Consider the following 25478-nt stretch of genomic DNA (forward strand, 5'->3'; position numbering starts at 1 on the left):
GACATTTAATAATTAAATTGTTATTTATATAGTTCTATTTTGTGTAATTCGCTTTAAAATTAATGGTGATTTTATCACCGGTTTTGATGGTGCCAAACACAGCGGTTGGTGGATCAATATTAAAATGACTCATATTGAAGCTGACATTTCCGCTAAACACTACTCCATTGGTTACATCGGTTGTTACTTTCATGTTCACCACTTTTGTTACCCCGGCAATTGTAAGGCTACCTTTGGTCATTAAAACCTGTTTGCCTTCTGCTTTTTCCTTGCTTTCAATAGAGTTCAATTGATAGCTAATGTAGGGATGGGACTTTTCTTTCAGTGCTTTATAAGTATTGTCATCCATACCTGATTTCCCACTTTTCAAACTTTTCACCGGCACTTTAAAAGAGAGGTTTTTAATGTCACCGATATTATTGCCTTCCAGTACAATTTCTGCTTTGCCGTCAAACTCTTCTGCTATAATAGTCCAGTCATGAACCGAAGAAGTTCCATCTACAGTCAGTTCTGTCTGCCCTGGACTTAATGTAAATGTCTGTGCCTGTGCAAAGGGCATGGTGACGATAAATAAGAATAAGATTAGATTTTTCATGGTATTTGTATTTAAAATTTATTGTTCTTTTGGCCTCTCCTTAGTCTACGCTTCTATTTCCAATTAGATGCCGTAACTTTTTGTGCCTTTATTATGATGTAAAGGTCAGTGATAGAAGTTGCCCATTTCATGACATTTGTCATGTAAAAAGGATGATTAATTACGAATTAAACTGGAACAGGCGGGCTACAGTTTTGCCGGAATTCAGCAGCTTGCCCGCCCTCGTGTTGTGTTTTTTCCCAGGTGAGCGAGCAATGTCGTTAAGGTAAGATAATCTTCCTTCTCCCTTTGGAGAAGGATAAAAGGGTGAGGTTTTAGTTTAAAGCTTAACGACATTGAGCAAGCTAAATACAGTTTTCTAAGTATCCTGATTGTTTATTTTAAGGTAAAAGTTAATTTCCGTAACGCACTTGTGGGGACACAAGTTCTGGCGGTCGGTGTGCCAGGTATTGTCGGTAGGCCCTTCAGCAAACCTTATTCACTGGAAATTTTAGAAACATCTAATGAGTTGTGTCGATTTTAAAGCCAACTAACCTACCATGCCCGCCCTCGTTTTGTGTCTCCACTAACGAGCCTGGATCTGGTTTTCAAAATATACCTCATCCATTAGCAGAAAGTTTGTGAGGACACAAACTTTGGCGACTGTGGTGCAAATAGGCAGGGAGCAGGAAATAGTTGTTATTCAAACTACAATAATCAGAAAAGGGAGCGCACAAAAAAAAGTCGGTTTTTTGAAAGCCGACTTTTTACTTTTTAAATTTTCTATAGATTCTAAAATACTCCCGCATTCAAATTCTTTAGCGCTTCTTTCTTATATTTTGAATCCACTACTACAGAGATGTTATGTCGGCTGCCACCGTAAGAGATCATCCTTACCGGCACCTCTTGCAAGGCATTAAAAATTTTGCTGACCATCCCGGTTCTTTCTGCCACCATATTTCCTACTATGCAAATAATACTTTGTTCTCTGTCAACTTCCACCTCCCCAAAAGGGCGCAACTCACTTAAAATACTATCTAAATAATATACATTATCAATGGTAACAGAAATAGCTACTTCCGAGGTGGTAATTACATCAATTGGAGTTTTATATTTTTCAAAAATTTCAAAAACCCTGCGTAAAAATCCATAGGCCATAAGCATACGTAAGGATTTTACTTTGATGGCCACTATGCCATCTTTGGCGGCTATGGCTTTAATGCCTTCGCCAATGATGTTTTTACTATCGATGAGTGTTCCGGCTGCTTCAGGTTTCATGGTGTTTTTTAAGCGTACCGGAATGTTTTTCCGTTGAGCAGGTCTGATGCAGGATGGATGCAGGATTTTTGCTCCGAAATAAGCCAATTCAGCAGCCTCATCAAAAGAAAGCTCAGGAATACTAAAAGTGTTTTCCACTACGCGTGGATCATTATTATGCATACCATCTATATCGGTCCATATTTGGATCTCATCGGCATGTAAAGCTGCACCTATTAATGAAGCAGTATAGTCACTTCCCCCACGCTGTAAATTGTCTATATTGCCTTCAATATTTCTGCAAATATATCCTTGGGTAATAATGAGGTTGGTATCGGCAGGCTGTTTGACCAAAATATCGGACAGCTCTTTGTTAATAAATGCTTCATCAGGCTCACCGAAAATATCGGTCCTCACAAAATCTAGGGCATTAATCAAGGCACTGTTGAGTTGGTGTTCCTCCAAGTGTAAATGGAATAATTGGGTAGACATCAATTCTCCCTGAGCTAAAAGCTCTTTATCCATCAGATTAGTAAATTTTTCTGTTAAGCACCTTTTTAGAAAGTCCTGGCTTTTGGTTACAGCCTTTTCTGCTTGTTTTTTATAATTATCAGACTGATATAAATCGTCAATAAATTGCGCATATTTATTGGCCAGCTGATCCACTACTCTTTGAGCTGCTTCAATGTCATTTCTTCTCAAGCGCTCACCAATTTCTACCAAGCTATTGGTTACTCCACCGAGAGCTGAAAGCACTACCAATTTCTTTTGTCCGTCTTTAGTGATGATTTCACGGATTTGGTTCATTCCCTCAGGAGTACCTACGGATGTACCTCCAAATTTTACTACAATCATAACTGTTCTGCTAATCCTAACATTTTAATAGCGGTAATCGCTGCTTCATCTCCCTTGTTACCGTGTTTTCCTCCGGCTCTGTCCAAAGCTTGTTGTTGTGTGTTGGGGGTTAAAACCCCAAAAATTACCGGTTTGTTATATTTTAGGGAAACATTGGTAATACCATGTGCTACAGCATCGCAAATAAAATCAAAATGTTTTGTTTCTCCCTGGATTACACAACCCAGGCAAATCACTGCATCAATTTCTTTTTTGGCAGCCAGCCATTGTGCTGCCATGGAAAGCTCGAAACTTCCGGGCACATAATGTTTAATGATGTTTTCCTTTTGGGCACCTTGGTCTATCAAGGTTTGGTAAGCACCACTAAAAAGGGATTCTGTTACTTCTTCATTCCATTCAGATACAATCACTGCAAATTTCTTTTTGCCTATGTTGGAAATGTTTTTTGCCGAGTGATCACTAAGGTTTTTAAGCTTTGTTGCCATGGTTTATATTTATTAGCTGAGGTTTTTATTTATCATCAATAAAACAAAAAAGGGATAAGTTTTATCAACCTATCCCTTTTAGCATTTTATTATTTGAAGTGTCTATTATTTTTTTGCTTCTAATAAGGACAGGTATTTTTTTGCTTCTGAAACTTCCTCTGATTTGCTGAAGTCCTTTATAATCTGTTTATAGCTATCCTTAGCTTTTTCTGTATCATTAGCCTTTTCGTAAGCTAAGCCTTGTTTAAGTAAATAAATAGGGCTGAATTCCTCTGTGCTGTTTGTGGAAGCTGCTTTTCCATAATGGTCAGCTGCTTTAGAATAATTTCCTAATTCAAGATAAGCATCACCAATTAGAGCGTAAGCCCTTGATTGAACCAAAAGGTCATCCGCACTAAAATCTTCTAAATGATCAATGGCTTTTTGGAATTCACCTTGTTGTAAGTAAATGCTTCCAATATAAAAAGAAGATAAATTACCCGCTTTTGTTGCTCCGAAATCTTCTAAAAGATCCATAAAGCCTAAATTATTACCATCACCATTAAGTGCTAAATCGAACTCACCATTTTCATACCAATAAACAGCTTGAAACATTTCCTTCTGAGCCAACTCATTTTGGTTGTCCATGTAGTATTTGTAGCCAAAAAATGCAACGATTATGATTGCGATTAAGCCACCAACACCTAATACCACTTTTTTGTTGTTTTCTATGAACTGCTCTGTTTTAGAGAGTTGTTGAGCAAGGACTTCAGGATTCTCGTAAAACTCCGTTCCTTTTTCCTTTCCTTTATTTTTTGCCATTGTAATTTATTTAAGACCGCAAAGCTATAAAAAAATGTGAATTAAAACCCAATGCTATCAACTTAATTGCTATTTATCTTACAAACTCAATAAGTAAAGCCTCATTTTTCCATTCTTCTTACGGAAGGGAAAGCTTGAGGCGTTTAAATGATACTTTGGTGTTTATTTCTACTCTAAGACACTAATAGTGAGAGAAGAACATTTTTGTTTAAAAATGGATCGACTAAATGTAATTAATCAATTATAAACGGATAATCTTCCTGAGCATATACATCTTTGTATACCTCATCTACAGACGGCCATTCTGACTCTTCAGAAAAATCAACCGCTTCTTTCACGATGTCCTTTACCTTTTTGTCAATTTTATTTAATTCGTCCTCAGTTGCATATTTCTTTTCAAGAATAGTAGCTCTTACCTGTTCTATAGGGTCTTTTGCCTTATATCCTTCTAATTCCTCCTTGGTTCTGTATTTTGCAGGGTCAGACATGGAATGGCCTTTATATCTGTAAGTTCTGAATTCCAATAAAGTAGGTCCTTCACCTTTTCTTGCTCTTTCAGCAGCTTCCGCCACAGCATTGTGTACATCTTCCACATTCATGGCATCCACAGCTTTAGAGGGCATATCGTATGCTTCACCCAAAGTATAAAGCTCTGTTACATTGGAAGTTCTTTTTACAGAAGTACCCATTGCATACCCATTGTTTTCAATAGCAAAAATAACAGGGATTTTATAGAACATGGCCATGTTCAAGGCTTCATGAAAAGCGCCTTGCCTTACAGCGCCATCGCCCATATAAGTGATACATAAATTATCTGTGCCTTTGTATTTTTCAGCGAATCCAATTCCTGCACCCAGGGGAACTTGTCCACCCACAATACCATGTCCGCCAAAAAAGTGGTGTTCTTTGTCAAACATGTGCATAGATCCGCCTTTTCCTTTGGAAACACCGGTAGCTTTACCATATAATTCAGCCATTACTTTTTTCGGATCTGTTCCCAACCCAATTGGGTGTGCGTGGTCGCGATAAGCCGTTACGTATTTATCACCTTCTTTCAAGGCACTTACCGCACCGGCAACACAAGCTTCCTGACCTATATATAAATGGCAAAATCCTTTGATTTTTTGCTGCCCGTATAACTGCCCGGCCTTCTCTTCAAATCTCCTCATTAAGGACATGGATTCAAACCAGGTCATGTAGGTTTCCTTATCGAAACTCTTTTTAGTGGCAGTTTTTGTTTTTTTTGTAGCCATATTGCTTTTTTCTTTTTGTCTTTCCTTCTCCCATGCCACAGGAAAAGCATAACTTTGTTATTCCTGAAGCCGGGATGCGAAAATAACGAAAAAACCCACAACTAAGAAAAATGAAGCTTCAAAATATCCGTCTTATTCAATTCAAAAATTATTCGAAGTCGGATTTTGAGTTTGTGGAAGGAATAAATTGCCTTTTAGGTAAAAATGGAGTGGGTAAGACCAATATATTGGACGCTATTCATTATTTGGCGTTTACCAAAAGTGCATTCAATTCGGTAGACAAAGACAATATTCTTCACAACGAGAAATTCTTTTCCATAAAAGCCCAATTCCAAAAGGATGGAAAGAAAGTGGATATGCTTTGTGCTGTGCAATTGGGGGAAAAGAAAATGATTAGGTGGGAGGGAAAAGAATATGAAAGGTTAAGCGACCATATCGGGAAATTACCATTGGTGATGATCATACCTCAGGATACCGATATTGTAAGGGAAGCCAGCGAAATGAGGAGAAAGTTTTTTGATAATCTATTGTGTCAGGTCGATCAGAAATATTTACAGCTTTTGGTGAAATACAATCATTTGCTTAAGCAAAGAAATGCTTTATTGAAAAGCCTGGGGGAACAAAATCGTTTTGAAATTTCCAGAATCGAACCATATGACGAATTAATGATTCCTTTGGCTATTGAAATTGCGGAGTGCAGGAAGCAACTAATGAAGCAATTTCTCCCCGTTTTTAGTACATACTATAAGGATTTATCTGATGGCAGAGAGGATGTTGACATCATCTATCAAACCACAGTGGATAACAATTTCGCAGAAATTTTTAAAAGCCGCAGGCAGAAGGATTTTCAGCAAGGCCGTACTACTCTCGGAGCCCATCGTGATGATTTTTTATTTACCATTGATGCTTATCCTCTGAAAAAATTTGGTTCGCAAGGTCAGCAGAAATCTTTTGTGATTGCATTGAAGTTAGCTCAATTTGAATTGCTACATTTAGCTAAATCCCAAAAGCCACTTTTACTTTTGGATGATATTTTCGATAAATTAGATGATAAAAGAATTGCTTATTTATTGAAAATGATGGCTGATGGCCGATTTGGGCAGATTTTCCTTACAGATGCGAGGCCGGAACGCAGCAGGAATTACCTGGATGCACTGGAAATTGAAAAGAAGTATTTTCAGTTGAATGATAATAAAGATATTACAACAGATGAATCAATATAAGAAAAAGCCACATGCCGCCAGTATCCGTAAATCAGAAGCCACTCCTTTGGGGGATGTGATCAAGGATATGATTGATGCCTATCATTTGAACAAGAAGTTCGATCAGACTACTGTGATTAACCTATGGCCCAAATTGATGGGCAATACTATTGCCAGCCGTACCAAGGGCATTTTTATGAAGGATGATAAACTGTTTATCAATGTTGAATCGAGCCCATTGAAACAGGAATTACATATGAACAAAGGGAAAATAATTGCTCTTTTCGAGGCAGAACTGGGCAAGAAAGTAATAAAGGAAGTGATTTTATTGTAAGAAATAGTAGATAAATTTTAATACGCTGTAATTCAAAATAAATTACACCGGCATCAGTGAATGAAGCCGGTGTGTGGAAAATTATTTCACCACTCCTTTTATCTGTAGTGTAATGGCTTCTTCCCCTGCAGTAGTGAAAACCTGAATGGTTTTCTGAAACGGACCTGATTGCTTGGCAGTATACTTTGCAGAAACATAGCCCTTTTCTCCTGAAAGAATTTCACCTGTTGTATGCTCTGTTACTGTGCATCCGCAGGAAGCTTTCGTTCTCACAATTTTGATGGTCTCATCATGTTGGTTGGTAAAAACAAATTGTTTGGTAACGGCATCCCCTTTTTCCAATTCCCCTAAATCAATTGTTTTGGTTTCCCATACAATTACTTCTGTTCGGTTGTCACTGTACTTGAACGAGCTAAATGCGATCAATACAACTAATAATACTCCTGTAATTTTCATTAAATTTTTCATCATTTTTTATTTTTAGTGAGCATCAAAATTGCTTTATTCTTTCATGGATTGCTGTTAATGAAATGACAACATTTGTTAACGAGTTGTTAAAAAGTATAAAATCAATTTTTCATCATGTATATTTATCTGTATGCAAGGGAAAATCATCTCCAGAATTATTATTCTTGGAACAATTGCTCTCATAGGTATGCTGATAGTACAAAGCATTTGGCTGTCGAGAAGTCTTGATAGCAGGAAAAGGCAGTTTACTCAAAATGTACAGGCGGCATTGAGGGCTACAAGTGAGGCCATCATAAGTTCTAATGAGGCAAATTCAAAACAAATGCATCCGGTTGAGCAACTTTCTAGCAATTATTTTGTGGTAATGATCAATGGGGCCATTCAGCCGGAAACACTTAAAACACTTTTAATAAGGGAATTGACATTAAGGAATGTAAACCTTGATTTTGAATTTAGCATCTACGATTGTTCTAACGAAAAACTTGTGTTTGGAAATTATATCAGCAATGAGGCAAAGCAAAAGCTGGGAACGGAATTCCCCGAGATTAATAAAGATGATTATTATTTCAGCGTGCTTTTCCCAAGCATTTCTTTTCAGTTAATTCAGGAAATGCAGATTTGGGTTATTTCCATCATTATTTTACTAATTATCGTCATCATCTTTTCCTATACAGTTTACGCCCTTTTTAAACAAAAACGCCTGTCGGAAATTCAAAAAGATTTTATTAACAATATGACTCATGAATTTAAAACTCCGCTGACAGCCATTTCAGTTTGTGCAGAGGTGATTTCGGATAAAAACATTTTGAATGATCAGGAGAGACTATGGCAATATACATCCATCATTCACAAAGAAGCGGAAAGGTTGGCGGGTCATGTACAAAAGTTGTTGCAGGCTTCTAAAATTGAGCAGAAAGTAGTCCAATTGAATATTTCAGAGGTGGAGGTTTCCAGCCTTATAAATGAGTGTATTGAGCAATTGAAGCCAGTATTTGAGAAAGCGGGAGGAAGGGTCACTTTTACTGAAAACTTAAAGGGGCTTAAATTGAGAACTGATGCCTTTCACCTGGGCAACATGATTTATAATCTGTTGGACAATGCTATTAAATATGGGGGAGATCCTGCGCTTATTGAAATAAATTCAGCAACCAATGGAAATGAGGTGCAAATAAGTATTTCCGATAATGGAGGAGGAATTCTTAAAAAACAGCAGCAAAATATTTTTGAGCGCTTTTTCAGAGTTACATCCGGGGACATACATGATGTAAAGGGCTTTGGTTTAGGCCTGTTTTATGTAAAACAGATGAGCAAAGTCTTAAAAGGAGATGTATTTATTCAAAAATCTGATGAGTCAGGCAGTATTTTCATTTTAAAATTAGCGAATTATGAGTAATCATATCTTTTTGGTGGAGGACGATGAATCACTGGCTTATATTCTGAAAGACTCATTAGAGAATGGAGGTTATAAAGTAAGCAACTTTTATGATGGGAAATCCGCCAGGCTTGCTTTTTCCAGAGGAGCATATCATTTGTGTATTATTGATGTGATGCTTCCCTTATTAGACGGATTTTCCCTGGCTTCATATATTCGTCAGATGGATCGAAGTGTGCCCATTCTGTTTCTTACTGCCAGAGATGCTGAAGAAGATAAAATCAATGGCTTTAAACTGGGGGCAGATGATTACATTACAAAACCATTCAGCCTCGAGGAATTGAAATTGCGCATTGAGGTTTTTTTGAGAAGGACAAGCCAGACAAGCCAGTGTCTGATCGGTAAGTTTAAGTTCGATTACACCAACTTAAAATTGGAGTGTAGTGAAACACAATTTATTCTTACCCAAAAGGAGGCGGATTTACTAAAATTTCTTTGCATGCATGCAGATGTGGTGGTGAAGAGAGAAACCATACTGAAGGAACTTTGGGGAGATGATGATTATTTTATGGGCAGGAGTTTGGATGTTTTTATTTCCAAATTGCGTAAATATTTAAGCAGTGATTCCTCTATTGAAATAAAGAATTACCATGGAGTGGGCTTTAAACTGCTCATGTAGGTTCTCTTGTGAAAAAATATACCTCAATTTTCAATAACCAATAATTTTCGATCGCAATGGGCTGGTTATTGCGAGCATGCTATTCCGTGCCAGCGGAATTCATGAGACGCAATCTGTTAGTTAAGGAGTACACTAATAGACTTGCCTATTGAATACTCAAATAACTTACTACTTAATCTCCTCCAACTTCACTTTATATAAATCAACCATTTTCTTCACTTTCTCGATTTCCAGGTAAACTGAATCAAGCTTTATGTTCAGTGCTTCTAAAGTATGATTATAGTTGATAGAATCCTGTCTCATTTGTTTTAGCTCCAACTCATATTCCTTTATTTTTTGATGATTTTTCTCCTGGGATCTCACATTTTTGCGTTCCTCCCTTTTTAATTCTTCATAGGATTTGCTTAGAAAGGAAGCAGCTCTTTCGGACTCTTCAATTTCTTTTTGTGCGGCATCTTTTCTCATTTTGATATTGAAATCGTGAAGATAGGTTTGCATCTCCATTTGAAGTTTAGGGTAAATGTCTTTTGGAATGCCTTGAGGGTCAATACCTGCCCAAATTTTACCGGATTTTGTATTGCCTTTTATTTCTGTGAAAACCAATATTTTATTGGAATAGATCTCTTGTTTAAATACCGTTTCATAAGCCTGATGTCCTTGAGTGGCTTCACTTCTTCCAAAGGATTTGGCATAATCTTTCCAGGCAATTTCTGTTTCAGTTTTACTGAAAGGCAATTCAATTTCAGCCCCTTCCACGTCTACTCCCAGCAAGTGATGAGAAGTTTTAATGAGCGTGTGTTGCGCCAATAAACCAGGAATAGTATATAATAAAAGAAGAGCGAGCGTAACCGGATATTTTATTTTCATTAGGAAATATTTTATACTTTGTGTGAAGTCAATAATTATGCCTAACACAATAACAAAGTACAAATATAAGCGGAAAAGCAATGCATATTGAATTGTGAAATAACCTTATCTTTTCCCAAAGATTATGGTATGTAACAAATATCCAACTTTCAGACTAAAATGCAGTTAATTGATAGGGTATCTGCTCATGTTGAGAATCAGGTGCAATAAACTGGAACCTTTTGAGATTTTAGGTTAAAAATTTGTAATGCGAAACTAAAGAAATATGCCAGATAAAATACTTATAAGTGGAGGTTCCGGATTAATAGGAATGGAGTTGTCAAAGTTGTTGATGGAGAATGGATTTGAAGTAGCTCATTTAACAAGAAGCAAGGAAGCAAATTTTCCTTACAAGCAATTTGAATGGGACATTCCTGCACAGAAAATAGAAGAGGAGGCTATGGAATTTGCTGATGCAGTGATTCATTTGGCAGGAGCCAGTGTGGCCGATAAAAGGTGGACCGATAAAAGAAAGAAACAGATTATTAAAAGCCGGACGGAATCAGCGTCATTGTTAAGAAAGGCAATTGAAAGACAGGGCAGAAAGATTCAATATTTTATTGGTGCCAGTGGTGTCAATTATTATGGTGTAGATACAGGAGATCAATTGATGACAGAAGAGGATCCTGCAGGAGAGAGTTTTTTGCCTAATGTTTGTAAAAAGTGGGAGCAGGCAACGGATGAAATTGCTGCTTTAGGAATAAAAACCGCAAAAGTACGGATAGGGGTAGTGTTAGCGGAAAAAGGTGGGGCTTTGTCTCAGCTGGAACAGCCTATTAAACTTGGAGTGGGGGCACCTTTAGGCTCAGGCAAGCAGTTTATGAGCTGGATCCATATTAATGATCTGTGCGGCATATTTTTGCACATGCTTAAGAATAAACCGGCTGGAACTTTTAATGCCGTAGCTCCAAATCCTGTGACTAATGAAGAATTGACTAAAGCCGTAGCCAGGGAACTTAATAAGCCATTGTGGTTACCCAATATACCACCGTTTGCCATGAAATTGCTGTTAGGTGAGATGGCTGCTATGATTTTAGGAGGTGTAAAAGCTAGTTCCGGGAAAATTGAGGAGGCCAAATATTCTTTTAAGTTTGATAATATTGAATTAGCCTTGAAAGAAATTTATCAGTAACCTTTAATTTATGGAGATAAGATTGTAGGATATAAAGAATATTATAATTAGTTGCGGTGAAGTACAACATTCTTTTCTGAGAACGTTCTCTATTCTAACCACAAATTATATAATACTATGAAAACGAGTAATGGAGTTTTAACCAGATTATTTTCAACTGCATTTTTAATGTTGCTATCTTTTGGTTTGTTTGCACAACTACCTCCTGCGGGTCAGCAACAACAGGAAGTGAAAACGGATTTTGATGATGCAGAAATTGAAAAATTTGTTGATGCGAATCTTGAAGTAACAAAAGTGCAGCAAAAAGCAGAGCAAGAGGCTATCCAGATCATTACAGAAAAAGATTTGGAACTGGAAAGGTTTAATGAAATTGTAGCCATCCAGCAAGGACAGTCAGAAGAAGAGGCCACGCCTGAAGAGCTGGCTGCTTTTAATGAAGCTGCTCAGGAGATAATGGCAGTTAATCAGAAGAATCAAGCTAAAATGGTGAAAGCCCTGGAAGCACATGATGTAAGTGAGGAAGAATACCAACAGATTATGATGGCCTATCAACAAGATGAAGAATTTAGAGCCAAAGTAGACGCTGTGGTACAAAAAAAAAGTAAAGGGTAATTAAAAATTGCCTTGTTTAGTTTAATTGGAAAAAGCAGATAGTGATATCTGCTTTTTTTATGGGTTTGGAAAAATATCAGCTTTTATTGTTTCCATCTTTTTTGGATAGAGTGTAACATTTCTTCGTGAACTTTAGGAGAGGCCGCTATAATTTCCCTGCCAAAATTAAAATCATTTCCACCGCTGAAAGTACTTACTTTTCCACCGGCTTGTTGTACAATAAAAGCGCCAGCTGCCACATCCCAGGAATTCAGGTTATACTCAAAAAATCCTTCAAAACGCCCGCAAGCCACATAGGCCAAATCCACTGCCGCACTACCCAACCTTCTTATGCCATGGCTATTTTGCATTAAATCCTGCAAAATAGTGAAATAAACACTCATTTTATCGAAGTCATAGTAAGGGAAGCCAGTGGCTATCAGGCTTTCAGCTAAAACAATGTTTTTGGAAACATGGATGGGATGGTGGTTTAAGTACCCTTTTTCTCCCTCAATGGCATGAAAACATTCATCACGATTGATTTCATATACTATTCCTGCAATAGTGGTCTCGTTTTTTTGTAAGGCCACACTAATGGAATAGATGGGCAGGCCATGTACAAAATTGGTGGTGCCATCCACAGGGTCTATTATCCAATTATATTCCTCCCCTGTTTTATCGGAAGTTCCTTCTTCAGCTATAAAGCCTGCCTCGGGAAGAATTTTACTCAAGCCTTCCACCAATTTGATTTCAGCTTGCTTATCCACATAACTTACCAAATCATTAAAGCCTTTCTTTTCTACTTTATCCAATTGGAAACCCTCAGCTTCTTTTCTGATAAAGGCTCCTACTTCTTTTACTAATTCAATGGCTTCTGTTTGTACTATCGCTAAATCCATTACACATTCATCTTTTTGGTTCGGTACAATAAGTTAAAGGAAATAAACGTAAAATAAAGTACAATGGGGAAGACGGTAGCGTGTAATTGTTGAGGAAGAGTATAGAAGAACCCCAGTACAATAAAGCAAACAATTCCGAATGCGGCATAGTAGAAAGTATGCCATTTTTTGGCCGGCTTCCGGAAAAGTAAAAAAGCAAATACCACATTCAGAGGAAATGCCCAAAGAATATTCCAATTGTTGACGGTGGCCACATGATCCGATAAGAACCATAAAAAGAAAATCAAACAGCCTACCAAACCTGTCACAAAAAAGAGTATACGGTTAAAAAGTTTGTCATTTAGCCCTGCCTTATAATGCCTAATGCTCATGAAAATACCCAAAAGACAGATAAACCAGGTAAGGTGTTGTGGCAATAAACCAAAGGAGGCTGTTTCTTCTTCCTCCTGGGCATTAAAAAGGATTATCTTTTCCGATACTAAAGGCTGGCCGTTATGTGTAGCAGCATCAAAGTGGTACATGAGCAGGTCAGGTAGAAACATTTCCTCTCTTTTGTCGGCAACTTTATCTGTGGGTTGACCCAATACCAGGTCTATTCCGAAATCCTGCCATGGTTTATCTGCCAGGTAAATATCCAGAAAGTACCTGAAAGTATAACCTTCGGCTTTTCTGTTCCAGCTTAATTCTTCCCCTAATACATCTTCTAATAAATCCCTAAAACGTGTAGAGCAATTATCGTAGAAAAAATCGTACTGATAAAAGCGATTTTCCGGCTTGATGTTGTTTACAAGGAAAGTATAAATGGCATTTTTGTCGGATTGTGATAGCTGAAGTTTCTGCTGATAGACTGTTCTGTTTTCCTGCCTGGCGGAATTAACCAGATAAGTAATTCTCCCTGCGGAAAGCATATAGTTTAATTTTCCGCGAATAAACTTTAGGTAAAATCCGGGAGTCTCAAAATCGAAAGTACCATAGTTAAAAACTATGCTTAAACCATTTTTCTTATCCTCAATCCATAGGGCCGAATGACCAAAGCCGGAATATAACTCATCCCCGGGGGCTACAGTTATTAAACTTATCTCAGAGTCTTCGGATAAAGTGAATTGATTTTGCGCAATTAGGTTGAAGGAAAAAAACAGTAAAAAGGGCAAGAATATTTTTTTCATAAATTCTGAAGTTAATGTTTAGCATTTAACACGATCACAATTTCCCCCTTTGGGGCAGTTTCCGTAAAATGCATGATTAAATCGGCCAAAGTGCTTGTAAGTGTTTGCTCGTATATTTTGGTAATTTCCCTGGAGACTGAAGCTTCTCTTTCCTCTCCCAGTATTTCAGCCAATTGGGTAAGTGTTTTTAATAATCTGTGTGGGGATTCATAAAAGATGATAGTCCTGTCCTCATCAATTAATTTTTCAATGCGGGTTTTTCTCCCTTTTTTATGTGGAAGAAAACCTTCAAAAATGAAACGATCATTTGGGAAGCCTGATTTTATCAATGCAGGAATCAGCGCAGTAGCCCCAGGTAAAGATTCCAGTATGATATCATTTTTCAATGCCTCCCGCACAAGGAGAAAACCCGGATCCGAAATTCCGGGTGTGCCCGCATCAGATACCAAAGCCATGATTTTTCCTGCCTTTAGCTCATCGATAATATAATTTACCTTATGATGTTCATTGTGGATGTGGAAGCTCTTCAGCGGCTTCTGAATGTCGTAATGCTTCAAGAGCTTTCCTGAAGTCCTGGTGTCCTCGGCCAGTATTACATCTACCATTTTGAGTGTTCTTACTGCCCTGTAAGTGATATCTTCCAGGTTTCCGATAGGTGTAGGCACCAGGTAAAGTTGAGTAGCTTGCTCCATGCCCTAAAATTATGCAAAAATTAAACCAGTTGGTCAATTTCCCGGGCAAGCTTTCTATCTTTTTCAGTTATTTTGTTGCCTTCATCGTGGGTGGTTAATTCAAAACTCACTTTATTGTATACGTTGGACCAGTTGGGGTGGTGATTCATCTTTTCAGCAGTTATAGCCACCTTGGTCATAAAACCGAATGCCTCCTTGAAATCCTTAAATTCAAAAGTTCTTTTTAGGGTATTGTCTTCTTCTTTCCACATAATATTTCAGGGTTTTTGTTCACAGAGGTTAACGAACTAAGTTGATCAATGTTCCTGATGTTTACAAAGCAATAATACCTTTCACCTTATAGGTTTCCAAATATTTATCAATGATTTGTTCGGCAGAATTGGCCAACATATGAATTGTTAGACTTACATACTTCCCATTTCTTGAAGGCCTTTCCTTTACCTCGTGGGAATTGAAGATATCCTTTACTTTGTCTTTGTCTTCTGCAGGCACAATAAACTTAAACATATACAAAGTGGGCCATACGGTAACAGCTTCTAATTTTAATCTGAATGATTCAATTTTATCTTCCATAACATAAAAAAAAGGGGCTAAAAGCCCCTTTATAAATTTAATCCTAGCTTCACGGCAGAGCAAAACTCTTTTGCCTGAAGTGTTAAAATTCATTAATAGAACTTATAGCGTTCATCAACAATGTCGGCATTTGCTTCAATTGCCGCTTTGATCTTGAAAGAAGCACTATTTTTTCTTCTTTGAGCTATTTGCTCTTTGTAAGCAGCATAATCAGCTATTTCACCTGCTGGTGTTTTGCTCAATACTTTCAATATAACTATACCGTTTTTTGCTTCCAAAGGTTCTGAAACCTGACCTTCTTCCATACCAAAAGCTCTACCTATTATCTCAGGTGCCTGACCCACAGATTGTAAAGAATTATCGGCTAATTTTAAATCTGCAGTACTGTTCACCCTGGCTTCATTGCCATATGCTTCGGCAATTTCATCTAAAGAACCTGAAAGAGAAGCTAGCCTTTCTTTTACTTTTTCAGCTTGTAATTCTTTTTTGACTTCCCTAGTAATCTGTGGTTTCACTTCTTCAAAAGAGGCTACTCCTTCGTCACTCTTATTTGTGAGTACAGCTACCACGTAATAGTCGGACACCTCAAACACACTTGAAACTTTATTTAGTTTAGCGTCAGTGAAAGCCCATCTTACTATTTCCCTTGCATTGCCCAGATTACCGATTGATCTTTGGTCTGTGGTCATTTTACCTGATTCTCTTATGTTATAACCTTCTACTTCGGCAGCTGCCTGAAACTCTTTGTAATTTTCGTTTGAACCTGCAAAGAAATCGGCTTTTCTAAATACTTGATCTCTTGTTGATTCACTTGGCAGAATCTCCCTTTCAATGGTCGCTATCTTATATGTTTTAGCCGTTTTTTCTTCTGTTACTTTAATGATGTGGTATCCGAAATTGGTTTTCACCACTTTATTGATAACACCTGTACCACTTTTTTCGAATACAGCTTTATCAAATTCCTCCACCATTCTACCTTCTTTAAACCAACCCAAGTCTCCACCTTTAGTAGCAGAGGGATCTTTGCTGTATTCTTTCGCTAGTTCCCCGAAATCCTGACCTGCAAGTGCTTTTTGCAACACATCGTTGGCTCTTGCCTTAGCATCCTCATCAGATTCTTCTCCTTCTGCTTTTATTAGGATGTGACTTGCTCTTGCTGAATATAATGAATCATCATAGATTTCTGATACTTTATAAAGCGTGTAGGCATTATTTTCTATATAAGGTCCCATCACATCACCTTCCTTAAGGATATTGGTGTTGGAAGCCAGAATTTTCGGCAATTCAGCTATTGGGTAGGCACGAAAAGCGTTTCTTCTATCTGTATTAGCTCTGGCAAAGGAAGAATCTTGTTCAACTTCCTTAAATTCTTCTTTCATGCTTTCCATTTCCTTTCTTATAAAAAGGGAATCTTCAGCTGATGGCAACAATTCGAAAGCCACATATTTGATAGAGCGTGTAGCTTCCGTTTCATAGTCTTCCTTATGCTCATTGTAATAAGATTTTAATCTATCCTCTGTAGGAGTTACCAAAGAATCACTAATAGATGTATAAGGGATATACAGATAGTCAAGTTCTACTGTTGCGTTTTCTTTCCTGTAAGCTCTTTCTGCTTCTACACTGGTAACATAGGTAGATGAGATGAGCAATTCATCATATTTTGTTCTTTTCCTGGCAGGCAATAAAGAAGCTTCGAACGAATACCATTGGCTTTGCTGCTCTGCAGGTGCCTGGGCAATATTCCTGATAATGTTTACCACTTGCTCTTTATTGAACTCACCTGTTTGGGGATCTGTGAAGTTTTGTCTTACGATCGGGCTGATGTTGTCACCTTGCACCATATCTACCAGTTCCTCATTAGTCACTTGCAGACCTAATTCATCATATTGCTCCTGGAAAGCAATTTTAATGATTAAATAGTCCCAGGCCTGCTGACGAAGAGAGTTCATTTCAGAATCGGATGGTGTTCTACCATTGTTGGCCTGAAAGTTATATTTAAATTCCTCAACTTGTTGTTGGTATTGTTCCATGCTAATGTTTTCACCGGCTATTTCCCCAACATTATTGCTGCCACCGCCTCCACCTAATAGTCTGGAATCAGGTCCTAAAAGGTCAGTCATTAGAAATGCCAAAATTGAAAATCCTATAAGGATAATCAAGACCGAACCCATTTTTACTCGTAATGTGTTAAATACTCCCATGTTATGTTTTTTCAAAGATTCGCAAAATAATAGCTTTAAAGCTTAATATCAAAATGATTTGCTTCTTTACTTTGTGTTATCGCTCGGATCAGAGATTATTAACTTCGCTAAGTCAATCCTATTCTCTTCCATACTCTCAATAATAAAAGTAAATGGCGGTTTTTTCACTACCTCATGAAGGGTAGGAAAGTTCTCTGTAATGGACAAAATAAATCCTCCCAAAGTATCATAATCCCCTTCCGGTATATCCAGATTATACTTTTCGTTGAGGTAATCAATTTCAAGTCTGGCACTGAAAGAGTAGGTGTTTTCACTGATTTGAATTTCCGTTAGGTCTTCATCGTCATGTTCATCCTGAATTTCTCCAAATATCTCCTCTATTATATCTTCCAGGCTTACTATGCCTGATGTGCCACCAAACTCATCTACTACCAGGGCAAGGCTCTTTCTTTCCTGAATAAATTGAATCATCAATTCATTTGCCGGCATGGTCTCCGGTACAATGATAATAGGGGTAAGAATTTCCTGAATTTTATTGGGTTTTTTAAATAGAGCAAGTGAATGGCAGTACCCAATGATGTCATCTATGGATTCTTTGTAAATCAAGACTTTTGAATGGCCGCTATCGGTAAATGCCTCACGTAGTTCATTCATTTCATCTTCTACATCAACAGCAACTACTTCTGTCCGTGGAATCATACATTCCCTCACTTTAATGGTTTTAAACTCTAAAGCATTATTGAAAATCCTTCTGTCCAGCTCTACTTTATTTTCCTGATGGTCCAATTGAGCAGTGGCTCTTACAAAGTGATCGAGGTCCGTCAGTCCAAAAACCGGTTTATCTTCTGAGTAGTCTAGTCGCAGTATATGTTTTATAAATAGTTTTGACAACCCCACGATGCCAAATACGACAGGGTAAGTCACATAATAGATGATCCAAAGAGGAATGGCAAAAAAGATGAGCAGGCCGTTTGGGTTCAACAGAAAAATACTTTTGGGCAGAAACTCCGCTACCGTTAATACCAACAAAGTTGAAACAACTGTTTGACTTAGTAAAATAAAGGCATCGTTTTGCAGAAACAGAGGAAGGTGTTCTATCAATACTGGCTCTATCATTTTGGCCATGTAAATACCATACACAACTAAAGAAATAGTATTTCCTACCAGCATTGTGCCAATAAAAGAGGAAGGCTTGTTCAGAAATTTAGAAAGAATCCGTCCTGAAATCACCCCTTGTTGGCTTTGCAACTCGATGTGTAATTTGTTGGAAGAGACAAATGCAATTTCTATACCTGAAAAAAAAGCAGAAAACAACAAAGAAATTACAATGTATAGAATGTAGTTACTTTCCATTTTTATTATCTACTCCTCCTTTTTGGCTAATATATCTATGTAAAAGTACAAGACTTAATGACAACATAAAAATCCAGTAAGAATATTCAAATCCCACCGTAATAGATTGATGCAAACCTATTACCAAAAAAGCAAATGCTAATGCAAGTAAAAAGAATTTTAAACCGGATCCTGGTCGTTTATAGTTTTTAGGGTCTTCCATCTTTCAATTTTAGTTCCTTCTTGGAAACAGGTTGGGTTTTACTTTTGGCTTTATCAGGAGTATCTTTTGTAGGACGAACAGGCATAGCGCTTTTTTCAGAATTTTCATCATTAGAAGGACTTTCATCCAAATAAATTGTGCCTGAAGGATTCAGTATTCTGTAAGTTGAAAAATCTTGTTTGGCTACGAGACCTTCTCCGGTGGATATTTGGTCTTCCGTTTCAATCCGTACAAATTTCTCAGTGTAAATTTCTTCTTTTTTCGGCTCCCAGTAAAGCTCTTCGGAATTCATTTTCTGTGGTTCAATGTACCCGATTACTTCAACATCCCCCTCAGCTTTGTAAATATCTGTTTCCTTGGTGTAATAAGCTGTTTTCGCATCAAGAGTGGAGGATAGTGTTCCGTCCGGCTCAAAGAATTCAATAAAAATGGTGTTAGGGAATTCTTTGTCACCGTTTTCAAATTCCAGTTGTTTGGGGGCATTGATTTTCACCCTCAATACTGCGGAATCTGAATAGAGTATAGTAGCACTATCCACCTCCATGATAGGGCCAGTATAAGCCTCAAACTCTTTTTTGGCACCAAGGTCGTCAGAACAAGCTGCCAAAAAGAAAAAACCGATAAAAAGCACAATTACTTTATTCATACTGCATTCAACAAAAAAAGCGGTTCGGAAAATTCCGGAAACCGCTTTTAAATATAGTTTAATTTTAATTAATCTCTTGTAGTAAGAGTTACCGTTTCGTTAATCCAGCAGTTTACCTGCATTGTTTGGCCAGCATTGTAATTATAGTTAAAAAGATCTTCTTTAGAAGGAAACTGTTCTTTGGCCATTGCCATTCTTTCGGCATTTGCGGCTCTTTCGTACATCTTGTAGGCCGCCAGATATACAGCTCTGTCTACAACAATGTCTTTTCCACCTTTGCAATCTTCAAAACTTCTTAAATATAAATCACCAATAATAGCATAAGCTTCTTTTCTTGAAGGGTCAGCCTCCAAAGCCTTTCTTGCATAAGCTCTTGCCTCAGACTTACGGCCTTGTTTAGCAGCAATGTCAGCCAGGTCAATATAAATATCAGCTTGCTTCATATTGTCTTCAGTGTATTTAATGGCTTCATTAAAATATTCTTCCGCCATTTCATAATCTCCTGATGATTTACTTCTGGTAGCCACTAATCTGATGATACCAAAATCAGGTTCTTTTTCTATTAAATATTTAGCTGCTTCAATGAAAGCATCAGAACTGGTGCAACCACCGGCCAAAGCGAATTTTATAATTCTTTTAGCCCCTTTTAAATCTTTGCTTTCCTGAAACTTAGGATACAGCTGATTGTCTATAATAGTACAATCGATAGTTACTGTTGCGTTAAATAGCTTATCAATAAAATCGCGATACTTATCTATTTTTTCAGCACTTTCTCCTTGCTCAAGTTTATAATCTAAAATACTATTGATCTGATCATAAATATCAATTATTTCTAAGTTAGAAATTTCTCCACCGGATAGCTTGTACCTACGAACAGCATCCATATAAACTCTTGTATTTCCTAACAAAATATCATTACCGAGCAATTCGAATGTTTCTTTTACCAGCTCATACAATTCCTTGTATTTATCAGATCTTTCCCTCCATACAGAATAGGCATCAAATGCTTTTCTGTTCATTACATTTTGTTTGTCATCAAAATATTGCATGCGTAAGTCATACAAAAGCACAGTGGAATCCTGCAGGTTTTTTTGTCTTTTACCTGTAGTTGTTTGGGCAAGGTTTTCATATATTTTTACACCTTGAATGTAAATTGAAGGATTTAAATCCGGTGTTTCCCTCAATAGCCAGTCCAATGGTTTTTTAGCCGCTTCATAATCTTCTGTATTTAATAAATCAGAGTACAAAGCGTTTTTCTCCATTGCTGTTGCTTTTTTGGCCTCTTCTTCAGGCCAGTTCCAACCATCCTGACCAAATGCCATCAGCTGGCCAGCCATTATCACCACTAGTGTTAAAAGTGTTTTTTTCATCTTTCTTTATTTTAATCAAACTGTCTTCTTAAAAACCATCTGTCATTATAGGTAAAACTTAAATTAAAACTAAAATAATCTTCTCTCACAAGATTATTTATAAGTGTTCCTCTTTGTCCTACTTCAAACGCAAGGTTAACATTGGAAACCTTGCTTATAGGTAGTGTGGTACCAAAAGTAATGCCAAAAGAATTAATACTGGTATTGTTAATTACAATTGGGCCATTATCTACATGTAAGCCTGCCCTGTAAGTCATTCTTTTAAAGTAATTATCTCCGGCTTGTACATCCGGTGTATATTCAGCACCTATTTTAACTTCTGTTTTACGGCTAAGGTTTAAATCTTTTTCACCAAACAGCTCATATTGCTCCCAATCCTGATAAGTAAAATCTGTTGAAACAGCCCATTTATTCTGTCTCCAGAAAGATAAGCCAACACTTAATTTCCCGGGAATGGCAGTATTACCTTCCTGATTGAAAGTGCTAAAGTTAGTGGAATCAGTTAGGCCCGTTTGGGGGTCAAGAGGTGTGCCTGTGGTAGACAAAAATTGTAAAAATGTATTTCTGGTAGTATTTAAATTGGCAGGTAAATCGTAGGTAATCCCCAGGCCTAAATTGTTTTTACCTATTTTATGTTGAAGCCTGGTACCTAATAAGAAACTAAAGTCTGAATAGTTATGAACAGTTTCTCCTGAAACCACATAAGGTATTCGTATAGAATCCTCTCCATGTATAATGTTTTGATAAATTGTTCTGTCGGTTATTTTACCAAAATTATAGTTGGCTTCTGCACCTATCGAAATGTTTTTAGTAATATTCCAACCATTGGCCAGAGTCAGTTGAGAAATAGTACCACTTCCTTCATATCGTTTTGTGCCTGCCCGTAAGTTTTGTGTGTCATCCTGGGCTTGCACCAGGTTATAATTTTTATCAGAATAGGGATTTAAGGAAATGGATATTCCATACTTGCCTGCTACTATAGGAAGTGCCAGGGATATATAGCGAAGACCACCATTTACCTGATTGTAACGATTGATCTCATCCCGGACAGCCGTTTGTGTAATGCCTAAACCCGCCTCAAATGAAGTGAATGTTTGGTTTCCCAATAAGGCTGGATTAAGCACAGGAATAAACCAGGGGCTGCTATAAGCAAGACCTGCATTACCCATGCCGTTGTTGGAAGCATAGCTTTTCTCCGGCTGTAGCCCTATTCCATATGCAGAGTAAGGTGACACAGTACCCTGTGAAAACAACTGAGAAACAAAAGTAATTGAAAGTATAAAGGCTAAAAAGCCTGTTTTAAATTGATGCATTATGTCTTAAAATCGCATTTAAACCCACTAAAACTAATTCTGGGATTGCAAAGATGGTAGCTTTTATTTTACTTTCAAAGTATTTTGCATCTCCACCTGTGATAATTACATTTAATGGACTGTATTTTTCCTTGTAAGTTTGTATAAATGCTTCCATTTCTCCGATAACCCCGTGAACGACACCACTTTGAATAGATTTTTCAGTAGTTTTACCCACTTGCTCTATCGGGTGCTCGACTGTGACTAACGGCAAACGAGCCGTAAAATTATGTAAGCTCTTAAAACGCATGTGCATTCCGGGGGAGATTGCGCCTCCATAATAATGTTTTCCACCCTCTATAATTTCATAGGTAATGCAGGTTCCCATATCGATGACCAAGCTGTTTTTGTGAGGAAATAGTGCTTGAGCTCCTGCAACAACAGCTATTCTGTCGAGCCCCAAAGTGGGCGATTGATAATGATTGATAAAGGGAAGGGGCGTATTAAAATCGAGAAAAACAACCTCATTGTCCAGACGTAATATTTCCGAAATGAAATCATTGGACTCTCTTACACTCGAAACTATTATTTTGGCAATATCCTTTTTCTTAATTTCAATGGATAAATCTTCCAGGGAGTTGAAAGTTTCAAAGGAAACTAATTTTTCGTCCTCAAAAATCCCTAATTTTACTTTTGTATTACCTATATCAATTGCTGCATTCATTGCTTCTTTATTCAACGTAAATCTAATAAAAATATGCAAACAGAAACATATCATGCGATTGGATTGATGTCTGGCACCTCCTTGGATGGACTTGATATTGCGTATTGCAAATTTGAGAAAAAAGAAGAGCAATGGCACTGGGAGATTATGGAGGCCGAAACCATTGCTTATCCCTCAGAAATGCAGCAATCCTTGAAGTCAGCTATTCATTTCTCTGCATTGGAGTTAGTTTCAATGGATGTGAAACTCGGATATTGGATGGGCGAGCAGGTAAAGGTTTTTAAGAATAAGTATGTGATAAGGCCTCAATTTGTGGCTACACATGGCCATACTGTTTTTCACCAACCCAAAAATGGGATCACTGTGCAAATTGGTGATCTTACAGCTCTCCATTTAGCCAGTAATCTGCCAGTAATAGGTGATTTTAGGAAAATAGACGTATTAAAGGGAGGTCAGGGGGCTCCACTCGTTCCTATTGGAGATAACTTGCTTTTTTCAGAATATAACATGTGTTTGAATTTGGGTGGCATAGCTAATTTATCTTTTCAAAATGACGCTGATAAAAGAATAGCGTATGACATTTGCCCGTGTAATCTGCTATTGAATCATTTAGCAAAAGCGGATGGGCTGGATTATGATAAAAATGGAGAGATATCAGCTTCCGGCACCATGAAACCTGAACTATTACAGGAACTTAATCAATTTTCTTACTATGAACAAACACTCCCGAAAAGTCTTGGCTTAGAGCAAATAGAAAAAGACATTTATCCCTTGTTTAAGAACAGTTCTGCGAGTACAGCAGATTTACTGGCCACATCAGTGGAACATATTTCCGAAAAAATTGTGGAGGCTATTAAAAACCACCTTTCCCAGGGAAAGCTCTTGATAACGGGGGGTGGTACTTACAATCAATTCCTTATTGAACAAATAAAGTATAAGCTAGGCCGCAATATTGTTGTACCTGATATTCCCAACCAATTGATAGATTATAAGGAAGCATTGATTTTTGCTTTCCTGGGTGTGCTGAATTTAAAAAATGAGAGGAATATTTTATCATCAGTTACCGGAGCATCTTCAGATAGCGTATCCGGCCAACGTGTAGGGAAGTTTCCCATTTAATTTTGTAGTTTTGGCACTTTGAAAAACACCGCCATTAAGATAAAACAATAAGTAATACGAATAGATATTTTTAGTAGGATGAAAGAACTTTTAGAGAAATTTGAAAATAAAAAACCTGAAGTAGTATTTGAATGGAATGATTCTGAAACAGAAGCAGAAGGTTGGGTAGTGATCAATTCCTTAAGAGGTGGTGCCGCTGGTGGTGGGACCAGGATGCGTAAAGGACTTGATAAGAGAGAGGTAGAATCTTTGGCCAAAACAATGGAAGTGAAGTTCACTGTTTCCGGACCGGCTATTGGAGGTGCTAAATCAGGAATTAACTTTGATCCTAACGACCCGAGGAAAAGGGGCGTATTGGAGCGATGGTACAAAGCAGTGATTCCGCTATTGAAAAACTATTATGGTACAGGTGGTGATCTTAATGTTGATGAAATCCATGAGGTGATTCCTATTACAGAAAAATATGGTCTCTGGCATCCACAGGAAGGTGTTGTGAACGGACATTTTAACGCAACAGAGCCTGAGAAAATTAAAAAATTGGGACAATTACGCCAGGGAGTTATTAAGGTAATAGAAGCCGTTAACTATACGCCCGATATTAAAAGAAAATATACTATTGCCGATATGATTACAGGTTTTGGAGTTGCCAAGTCTGTAGAGCATTATTATAGTATTTGGGGTGGTTCTCTTGATAAAAAAAGAGCCATTATACAAGGTTGGGGCAATGTAGGTGCTGCAGCAGCTTATTATTTATCCAAAGCGGGTGTATCCATAGTGGGTATTATTGATAGGAATGGTGGTCTGATCAAAGAAAATGGTTTCAGTCTTGAGGAGATAACGGAATTGTTTTTAAACCGAAAGGGAACAGAACTTATATCAGATGATTTAATTCCATTTGATCAGATTGAAGATAGAATATGGGCACTGGAAGCGGAAATATTTATTCCTGCGGCAGCCTCAAGACTAATTACTAAATCACAGGTAGAGGAAATGCTGGCTTCTAAGCTGGAAGTTATTTCTGCCGGGGCCAATGTGCCTTTTGCTGACCCTGAAATATTTTTCGGACATATTGCTGATTTTGCTGATAAACAAGTAGCGGTTATTCCAGATTTTATTGCGAATTGTGGAATGGCAAGAGTATTTGCTTATTTAATGACTAGTGGAGCCGAGATAACTGATGAAGCTATCTTCGAAGATACCTCCCGAACCATTGAAAGGGCTTTACGTAAATCCTTCGAGGCCAGTAATTCGAAAGTGAATATTTCAAAAACATCTTTTGAAATCGCTTTGAGTCAATTAATTTAATATATAATTCATCTATCCTGTTAATAG

General features: G+C 37.5%; 27 protein-coding genes. 8 read left to right on the top strand and 19 right to left on the bottom strand.

Features of this window, described 5'->3' with window-relative positions:
• Positions 1 to 34: 34 nt before the first annotated feature.
• The 5 genes from JKA74_RS10815 to pdhA all read right to left on the bottom strand — a co-directional run bounded on the left by JKA74_RS10815 (position 35) and on the right by pdhA (position 5225).
• Complete coding sequence (locus JKA74_RS10815; protein ID WP_201431209.1) at positions 35 to 595, bottom strand: YceI family protein; 561 nt, start codon at positions 593 to 595, stop codon at positions 35 to 37.
• Between the two features lie 771 nt (positions 596 to 1366).
• Positions 1367 to 2686, bottom strand: a complete 1320-nt coding sequence (locus tag JKA74_RS10820) for an aspartate kinase (RefSeq protein WP_201431210.1) — start codon at positions 2684 to 2686, stop codon at positions 1367 to 1369.
• The gene (gene ribH, locus JKA74_RS10825; RefSeq protein ID WP_201431211.1) at positions 2683 to 3171 is read right to left on the bottom strand and encodes a 6,7-dimethyl-8-ribityllumazine synthase; all 489 of its coding nucleotides are present in this window, start codon (positions 3169 to 3171) and stop codon (positions 2683 to 2685) included. The genes JKA74_RS10820 and ribH overlap by 4 nt, the downstream gene beginning before the upstream one ends.
• Before the next feature lie 105 nt (positions 3172 to 3276).
• Positions 3277 to 3972, bottom strand: coding sequence for a tetratricopeptide repeat protein (locus JKA74_RS10830; RefSeq protein WP_201431212.1), 696 nt, complete (start codon positions 3970 to 3972; stop codon positions 3277 to 3279).
• A gap of 233 nt (positions 3973 to 4205) precedes the next feature.
• Entirely contained in the window at positions 4206 to 5225 is a 1020-nt protein-coding gene (pdhA, locus tag JKA74_RS10835) for a pyruvate dehydrogenase (acetyl-transferring) E1 component subunit alpha (RefSeq protein ID WP_201431213.1), read from the bottom strand.
• A 110-nt stretch (positions 5226 to 5335) separates the two neighbouring features.
• On the opposite strand from pdhA, the gene recF reads away from it, so the two are divergent.
• Together recF and JKA74_RS10845 are read left to right on the top strand one after the other, a co-directional pair.
• On the top strand, positions 5336 to 6448 hold the full coding sequence (recF, locus tag JKA74_RS10840) for a DNA replication/repair protein RecF (RefSeq protein ID WP_201431214.1): 1113 nt from the start codon (positions 5336 to 5338) through the stop codon (positions 6446 to 6448).
• A complete protein-coding gene (locus tag JKA74_RS10845) occupies positions 6435 to 6761 on the top strand; it encodes a DUF721 domain-containing protein (protein WP_201431215.1) in 327 nt (108 codons plus the stop codon). Before recF ends, JKA74_RS10845 begins: the two co-directional genes overlap by 14 nt.
• 81 nt (positions 6762 to 6842) lie before the next feature.
• Here the strand turns inward: JKA74_RS10845 and JKA74_RS10850 are convergent, their stop codons facing one another.
• The gene (locus tag JKA74_RS10850; RefSeq protein ID WP_201431216.1) at positions 6843 to 7232 is read right to left on the bottom strand and encodes a DUF1573 domain-containing protein; all 390 of its coding nucleotides are present in this window, start codon (positions 7230 to 7232) and stop codon (positions 6843 to 6845) included.
• A 127-nt stretch (positions 7233 to 7359) separates the two neighbouring features.
• Between JKA74_RS10850 and JKA74_RS10855 the strand changes: the two genes are divergently transcribed.
• On the top strand, positions 7360 to 8622 hold the full coding sequence (locus JKA74_RS10855; protein WP_201431217.1) for a sensor histidine kinase: 1263 nt from the start codon (positions 7360 to 7362) through the stop codon (positions 8620 to 8622).
• Entirely contained in the window at positions 8615 to 9280 is a 666-nt protein-coding gene (locus tag JKA74_RS10860; RefSeq protein WP_201431218.1) for a response regulator transcription factor, read from the top strand. Before JKA74_RS10855 ends, JKA74_RS10860 begins: the two co-directional genes overlap by 8 nt.
• Before the next feature lie 168 nt (positions 9281 to 9448).
• Here JKA74_RS10860 and JKA74_RS10865 read toward each other — a convergent pair whose 3' ends face one another.
• Positions 9449 to 10147 (bottom strand): hypothetical protein, encoded by a 699-nt coding sequence (locus JKA74_RS10865; protein ID WP_201431219.1) that lies wholly within the window; start codon positions 10145 to 10147, stop codon positions 9449 to 9451.
• A 265-nt stretch (positions 10148 to 10412) separates the two neighbouring features.
• On the opposite strand from JKA74_RS10865, the gene JKA74_RS10870 reads away from it, so the two are divergent.
• Complete coding sequence (locus JKA74_RS10870; protein ID WP_201431220.1) at positions 10413 to 11318, top strand: TIGR01777 family oxidoreductase; 906 nt, start codon at positions 10413 to 10415, stop codon at positions 11316 to 11318.
• A gap of 117 nt (positions 11319 to 11435) precedes the next feature.
• Positions 11436 to 11930, top strand: a complete 495-nt coding sequence (locus JKA74_RS10875; protein WP_201431221.1) for a DUF4168 domain-containing protein — start codon at positions 11436 to 11438, stop codon at positions 11928 to 11930.
• An 83-nt stretch (positions 11931 to 12013) separates the two neighbouring features.
• Here the strand turns inward: JKA74_RS10875 and JKA74_RS10880 are convergent, their stop codons facing one another.
• The 12 genes from JKA74_RS10880 to JKA74_RS10935 form a co-directional block, all read right to left on the bottom strand.
• The gene (locus JKA74_RS10880; protein WP_201431222.1) at positions 12014 to 12808 is read right to left on the bottom strand and encodes an inositol monophosphatase family protein; all 795 of its coding nucleotides are present in this window, start codon (positions 12806 to 12808) and stop codon (positions 12014 to 12016) included.
• Complete coding sequence (locus tag JKA74_RS10885; protein ID WP_201431223.1) at positions 12808 to 13974, bottom strand: lipoprotein N-acyltransferase Lnb domain-containing protein; 1167 nt, start codon at positions 13972 to 13974, stop codon at positions 12808 to 12810. Before JKA74_RS10885 ends, JKA74_RS10880 begins: the two co-directional genes overlap by 1 nt.
• Before the next feature lie 11 nt (positions 13975 to 13985).
• Complete coding sequence (gene rsmI, locus JKA74_RS10890) at positions 13986 to 14666, bottom strand: 16S rRNA (cytidine(1402)-2'-O)-methyltransferase (RefSeq protein ID WP_201431224.1); 681 nt, start codon at positions 14664 to 14666, stop codon at positions 13986 to 13988.
• 20 nt (positions 14667 to 14686) lie between these two features.
• Positions 14687 to 14917: a 4a-hydroxytetrahydrobiopterin dehydratase gene (locus JKA74_RS10895; protein ID WP_201431225.1), complete on the bottom strand. Its 231-nt coding sequence runs from the start codon at positions 14915 to 14917 to the stop codon at positions 14687 to 14689.
• A 61-nt stretch (positions 14918 to 14978) separates the two neighbouring features.
• Positions 14979 to 15239, bottom strand: coding sequence for a DUF493 family protein (locus tag JKA74_RS10900; RefSeq protein ID WP_201431226.1), 261 nt, complete (start codon positions 15237 to 15239; stop codon positions 14979 to 14981).
• Positions 15240 to 15331: 92 nt separating this feature from the next.
• Complete coding sequence (locus tag JKA74_RS10905; protein WP_201431227.1) at positions 15332 to 17440, bottom strand: SurA N-terminal domain-containing protein; 2109 nt, start codon at positions 17438 to 17440, stop codon at positions 15332 to 15334.
• 66 nt (positions 17441 to 17506) lie between these two features.
• Positions 17507 to 18793 (bottom strand): hemolysin family protein, encoded by a 1287-nt coding sequence (locus JKA74_RS10910; RefSeq protein ID WP_201431228.1) that lies wholly within the window; start codon positions 18791 to 18793, stop codon positions 17507 to 17509.
• On the bottom strand, positions 18783 to 18995 hold the full coding sequence (locus JKA74_RS10915) for a hypothetical protein (RefSeq protein ID WP_201431229.1): 213 nt from the start codon (positions 18993 to 18995) through the stop codon (positions 18783 to 18785). Before JKA74_RS10915 ends, JKA74_RS10910 begins: the two co-directional genes overlap by 11 nt.
• A complete protein-coding gene (gene lptC / locus JKA74_RS10920; RefSeq protein WP_201431230.1) occupies positions 18982 to 19641 on the bottom strand; it encodes an LPS export ABC transporter periplasmic protein LptC in 660 nt (219 codons plus the stop codon). Before lptC ends, JKA74_RS10915 begins: the two co-directional genes overlap by 14 nt.
• 68 nt (positions 19642 to 19709) lie before the next feature.
• Positions 19710 to 21011: a tetratricopeptide repeat protein gene (locus JKA74_RS10925; RefSeq protein WP_201431231.1), complete on the bottom strand. Its 1302-nt coding sequence runs from the start codon at positions 21009 to 21011 to the stop codon at positions 19710 to 19712.
• Between the two features lie 11 nt (positions 21012 to 21022).
• Positions 21023 to 22324 (bottom strand): hypothetical protein, encoded by a 1302-nt coding sequence (locus tag JKA74_RS10930; protein WP_201431232.1) that lies wholly within the window; start codon positions 22322 to 22324, stop codon positions 21023 to 21025.
• The gene (locus JKA74_RS10935) at positions 22311 to 23027 is read right to left on the bottom strand and encodes a type III pantothenate kinase (RefSeq protein WP_201431233.1); all 717 of its coding nucleotides are present in this window, start codon (positions 23025 to 23027) and stop codon (positions 22311 to 22313) included. The genes JKA74_RS10930 and JKA74_RS10935 overlap by 14 nt, the downstream gene beginning before the upstream one ends.
• 33 nt (positions 23028 to 23060) lie before the next feature.
• Between JKA74_RS10935 and JKA74_RS10940 the strand changes: the two genes are divergently transcribed.
• Positions 23061 to 24146 carry an anhydro-N-acetylmuramic acid kinase gene (locus tag JKA74_RS10940; RefSeq protein WP_201431234.1) on the top strand — a complete coding sequence of 362 codons (1086 nt, stop codon included), beginning with the start codon at positions 23061 to 23063 and terminating at the stop codon, positions 24144 to 24146.
• A 78-nt stretch (positions 24147 to 24224) separates the two neighbouring features.
• Positions 24225 to 25451 carry a Glu/Leu/Phe/Val dehydrogenase dimerization domain-containing protein gene (locus JKA74_RS10945; protein WP_201431235.1) on the top strand — a complete coding sequence of 409 codons (1227 nt, stop codon included), beginning with the start codon at positions 24225 to 24227 and terminating at the stop codon, positions 25449 to 25451.
• Positions 25452 to 25478 lie beyond the last annotated feature (27 nt).

Source organism: Marivirga aurantiaca, assembly GCF_016679925.1.
Lineage (GTDB): Bacteria > Bacteroidota > Bacteroidia > Cytophagales > Cyclobacteriaceae > Marivirga > Marivirga aurantiaca.

What these genes read in the sequence shown, in the direction of transcription:
- JKA74_RS10815 (WP_201431209.1), bottom strand. Translation starts at nt 595, where the DNA reads ATGAAAAATCTAATCTTATTCTTATTTATCGTCACCATGCCCTTTGCA.
- JKA74_RS10820 (WP_201431210.1), bottom strand. Translation starts at nt 2,686, where the DNA reads ATGATTGTAGTAAAATTTGGAGGTACATCCGTAGGTACTCCTGAGGGA.
- ribH (WP_201431211.1), bottom strand. Translation starts at nt 3,171, where the DNA reads ATGGCAACAAAGCTTAAAAACCTTAGTGATCACTCGGCAAAAAACATT.
- JKA74_RS10830 (WP_201431212.1), bottom strand. Translation starts at nt 3,972, where the DNA reads ATGGCAAAAAATAAAGGAAAGGAAAAAGGAACGGAGTTTTACGAGAAT.
- pdhA (WP_201431213.1), bottom strand. Translation starts at nt 5,225, where the DNA reads ATGGCTACAAAAAAAACAAAAACTGCCACTAAAAAGAGTTTCGATAAG.
- recF (WP_201431214.1), top strand. Translation starts at nt 5,336, where the DNA reads ATGAAGCTTCAAAATATCCGTCTTATTCAATTCAAAAATTATTCGAAG.
- JKA74_RS10845 (WP_201431215.1), top strand. Translation starts at nt 6,435, where the DNA reads ATGAATCAATATAAGAAAAAGCCACATGCCGCCAGTATCCGTAAATCA.
- JKA74_RS10850 (WP_201431216.1), bottom strand. Translation starts at nt 7,232, where the DNA reads ATGATGAAAAATTTAATGAAAATTACAGGAGTATTATTAGTTGTATTG.
- JKA74_RS10855 (WP_201431217.1), top strand. Translation starts at nt 7,360, where the DNA reads ATGCAAGGGAAAATCATCTCCAGAATTATTATTCTTGGAACAATTGCT.
- JKA74_RS10860 (WP_201431218.1), top strand. Translation starts at nt 8,615, where the DNA reads ATGAGTAATCATATCTTTTTGGTGGAGGACGATGAATCACTGGCTTAT.
- JKA74_RS10865 (WP_201431219.1), bottom strand. Translation starts at nt 10,147, where the DNA reads ATGAAAATAAAATATCCGGTTACGCTCGCTCTTCTTTTATTATATACT.
- JKA74_RS10870 (WP_201431220.1), top strand. Translation starts at nt 10,413, where the DNA reads ATGCCAGATAAAATACTTATAAGTGGAGGTTCCGGATTAATAGGAATG.
- JKA74_RS10875 (WP_201431221.1), top strand. Translation starts at nt 11,436, where the DNA reads ATGAAAACGAGTAATGGAGTTTTAACCAGATTATTTTCAACTGCATTT.
- JKA74_RS10880 (WP_201431222.1), bottom strand. Translation starts at nt 12,808, where the DNA reads ATGGATTTAGCGATAGTACAAACAGAAGCCATTGAATTAGTAAAAGAA.
- JKA74_RS10885 (WP_201431223.1), bottom strand. Translation starts at nt 13,974, where the DNA reads ATGAAAAAAATATTCTTGCCCTTTTTACTGTTTTTTTCCTTCAACCTA.
- rsmI (WP_201431224.1), bottom strand. Translation starts at nt 14,666, where the DNA reads ATGGAGCAAGCTACTCAACTTTACCTGGTGCCTACACCTATCGGAAAC.
- JKA74_RS10895 (WP_201431225.1), bottom strand. Translation starts at nt 14,917, where the DNA reads ATGTGGAAAGAAGAAGACAATACCCTAAAAAGAACTTTTGAATTTAAG.
- JKA74_RS10900 (WP_201431226.1), bottom strand. Translation starts at nt 15,239, where the DNA reads ATGGAAGATAAAATTGAATCATTCAGATTAAAATTAGAAGCTGTTACC.
- JKA74_RS10905 (WP_201431227.1), bottom strand. Translation starts at nt 17,440, where the DNA reads ATGGGAGTATTTAACACATTACGAGTAAAAATGGGTTCGGTCTTGATT.
- JKA74_RS10910 (WP_201431228.1), bottom strand. Translation starts at nt 18,793, where the DNA reads ATGGAAAGTAACTACATTCTATACATTGTAATTTCTTTGTTGTTTTCT.
- JKA74_RS10915 (WP_201431229.1), bottom strand. Translation starts at nt 18,995, where the DNA reads ATGGAAGACCCTAAAAACTATAAACGACCAGGATCCGGTTTAAAATTC.
- lptC (WP_201431230.1), bottom strand. Translation starts at nt 19,641, where the DNA reads ATGAATAAAGTAATTGTGCTTTTTATCGGTTTTTTCTTTTTGGCAGCT.
- JKA74_RS10925 (WP_201431231.1), bottom strand. Translation starts at nt 21,011, where the DNA reads ATGAAAAAAACACTTTTAACACTAGTGGTGATAATGGCTGGCCAGCTG.
- JKA74_RS10930 (WP_201431232.1), bottom strand. Translation starts at nt 22,324, where the DNA reads ATGCATCAATTTAAAACAGGCTTTTTAGCCTTTATACTTTCAATTACT.
- JKA74_RS10935 (WP_201431233.1), bottom strand. Translation starts at nt 23,027, where the DNA reads ATGAATGCAGCAATTGATATAGGTAATACAAAAGTAAAATTAGGGATT.
- JKA74_RS10940 (WP_201431234.1), top strand. Translation starts at nt 23,061, where the DNA reads ATGCAAACAGAAACATATCATGCGATTGGATTGATGTCTGGCACCTCC.
- JKA74_RS10945 (WP_201431235.1), top strand. Translation starts at nt 24,225, where the DNA reads ATGAAAGAACTTTTAGAGAAATTTGAAAATAAAAAACCTGAAGTAGTA.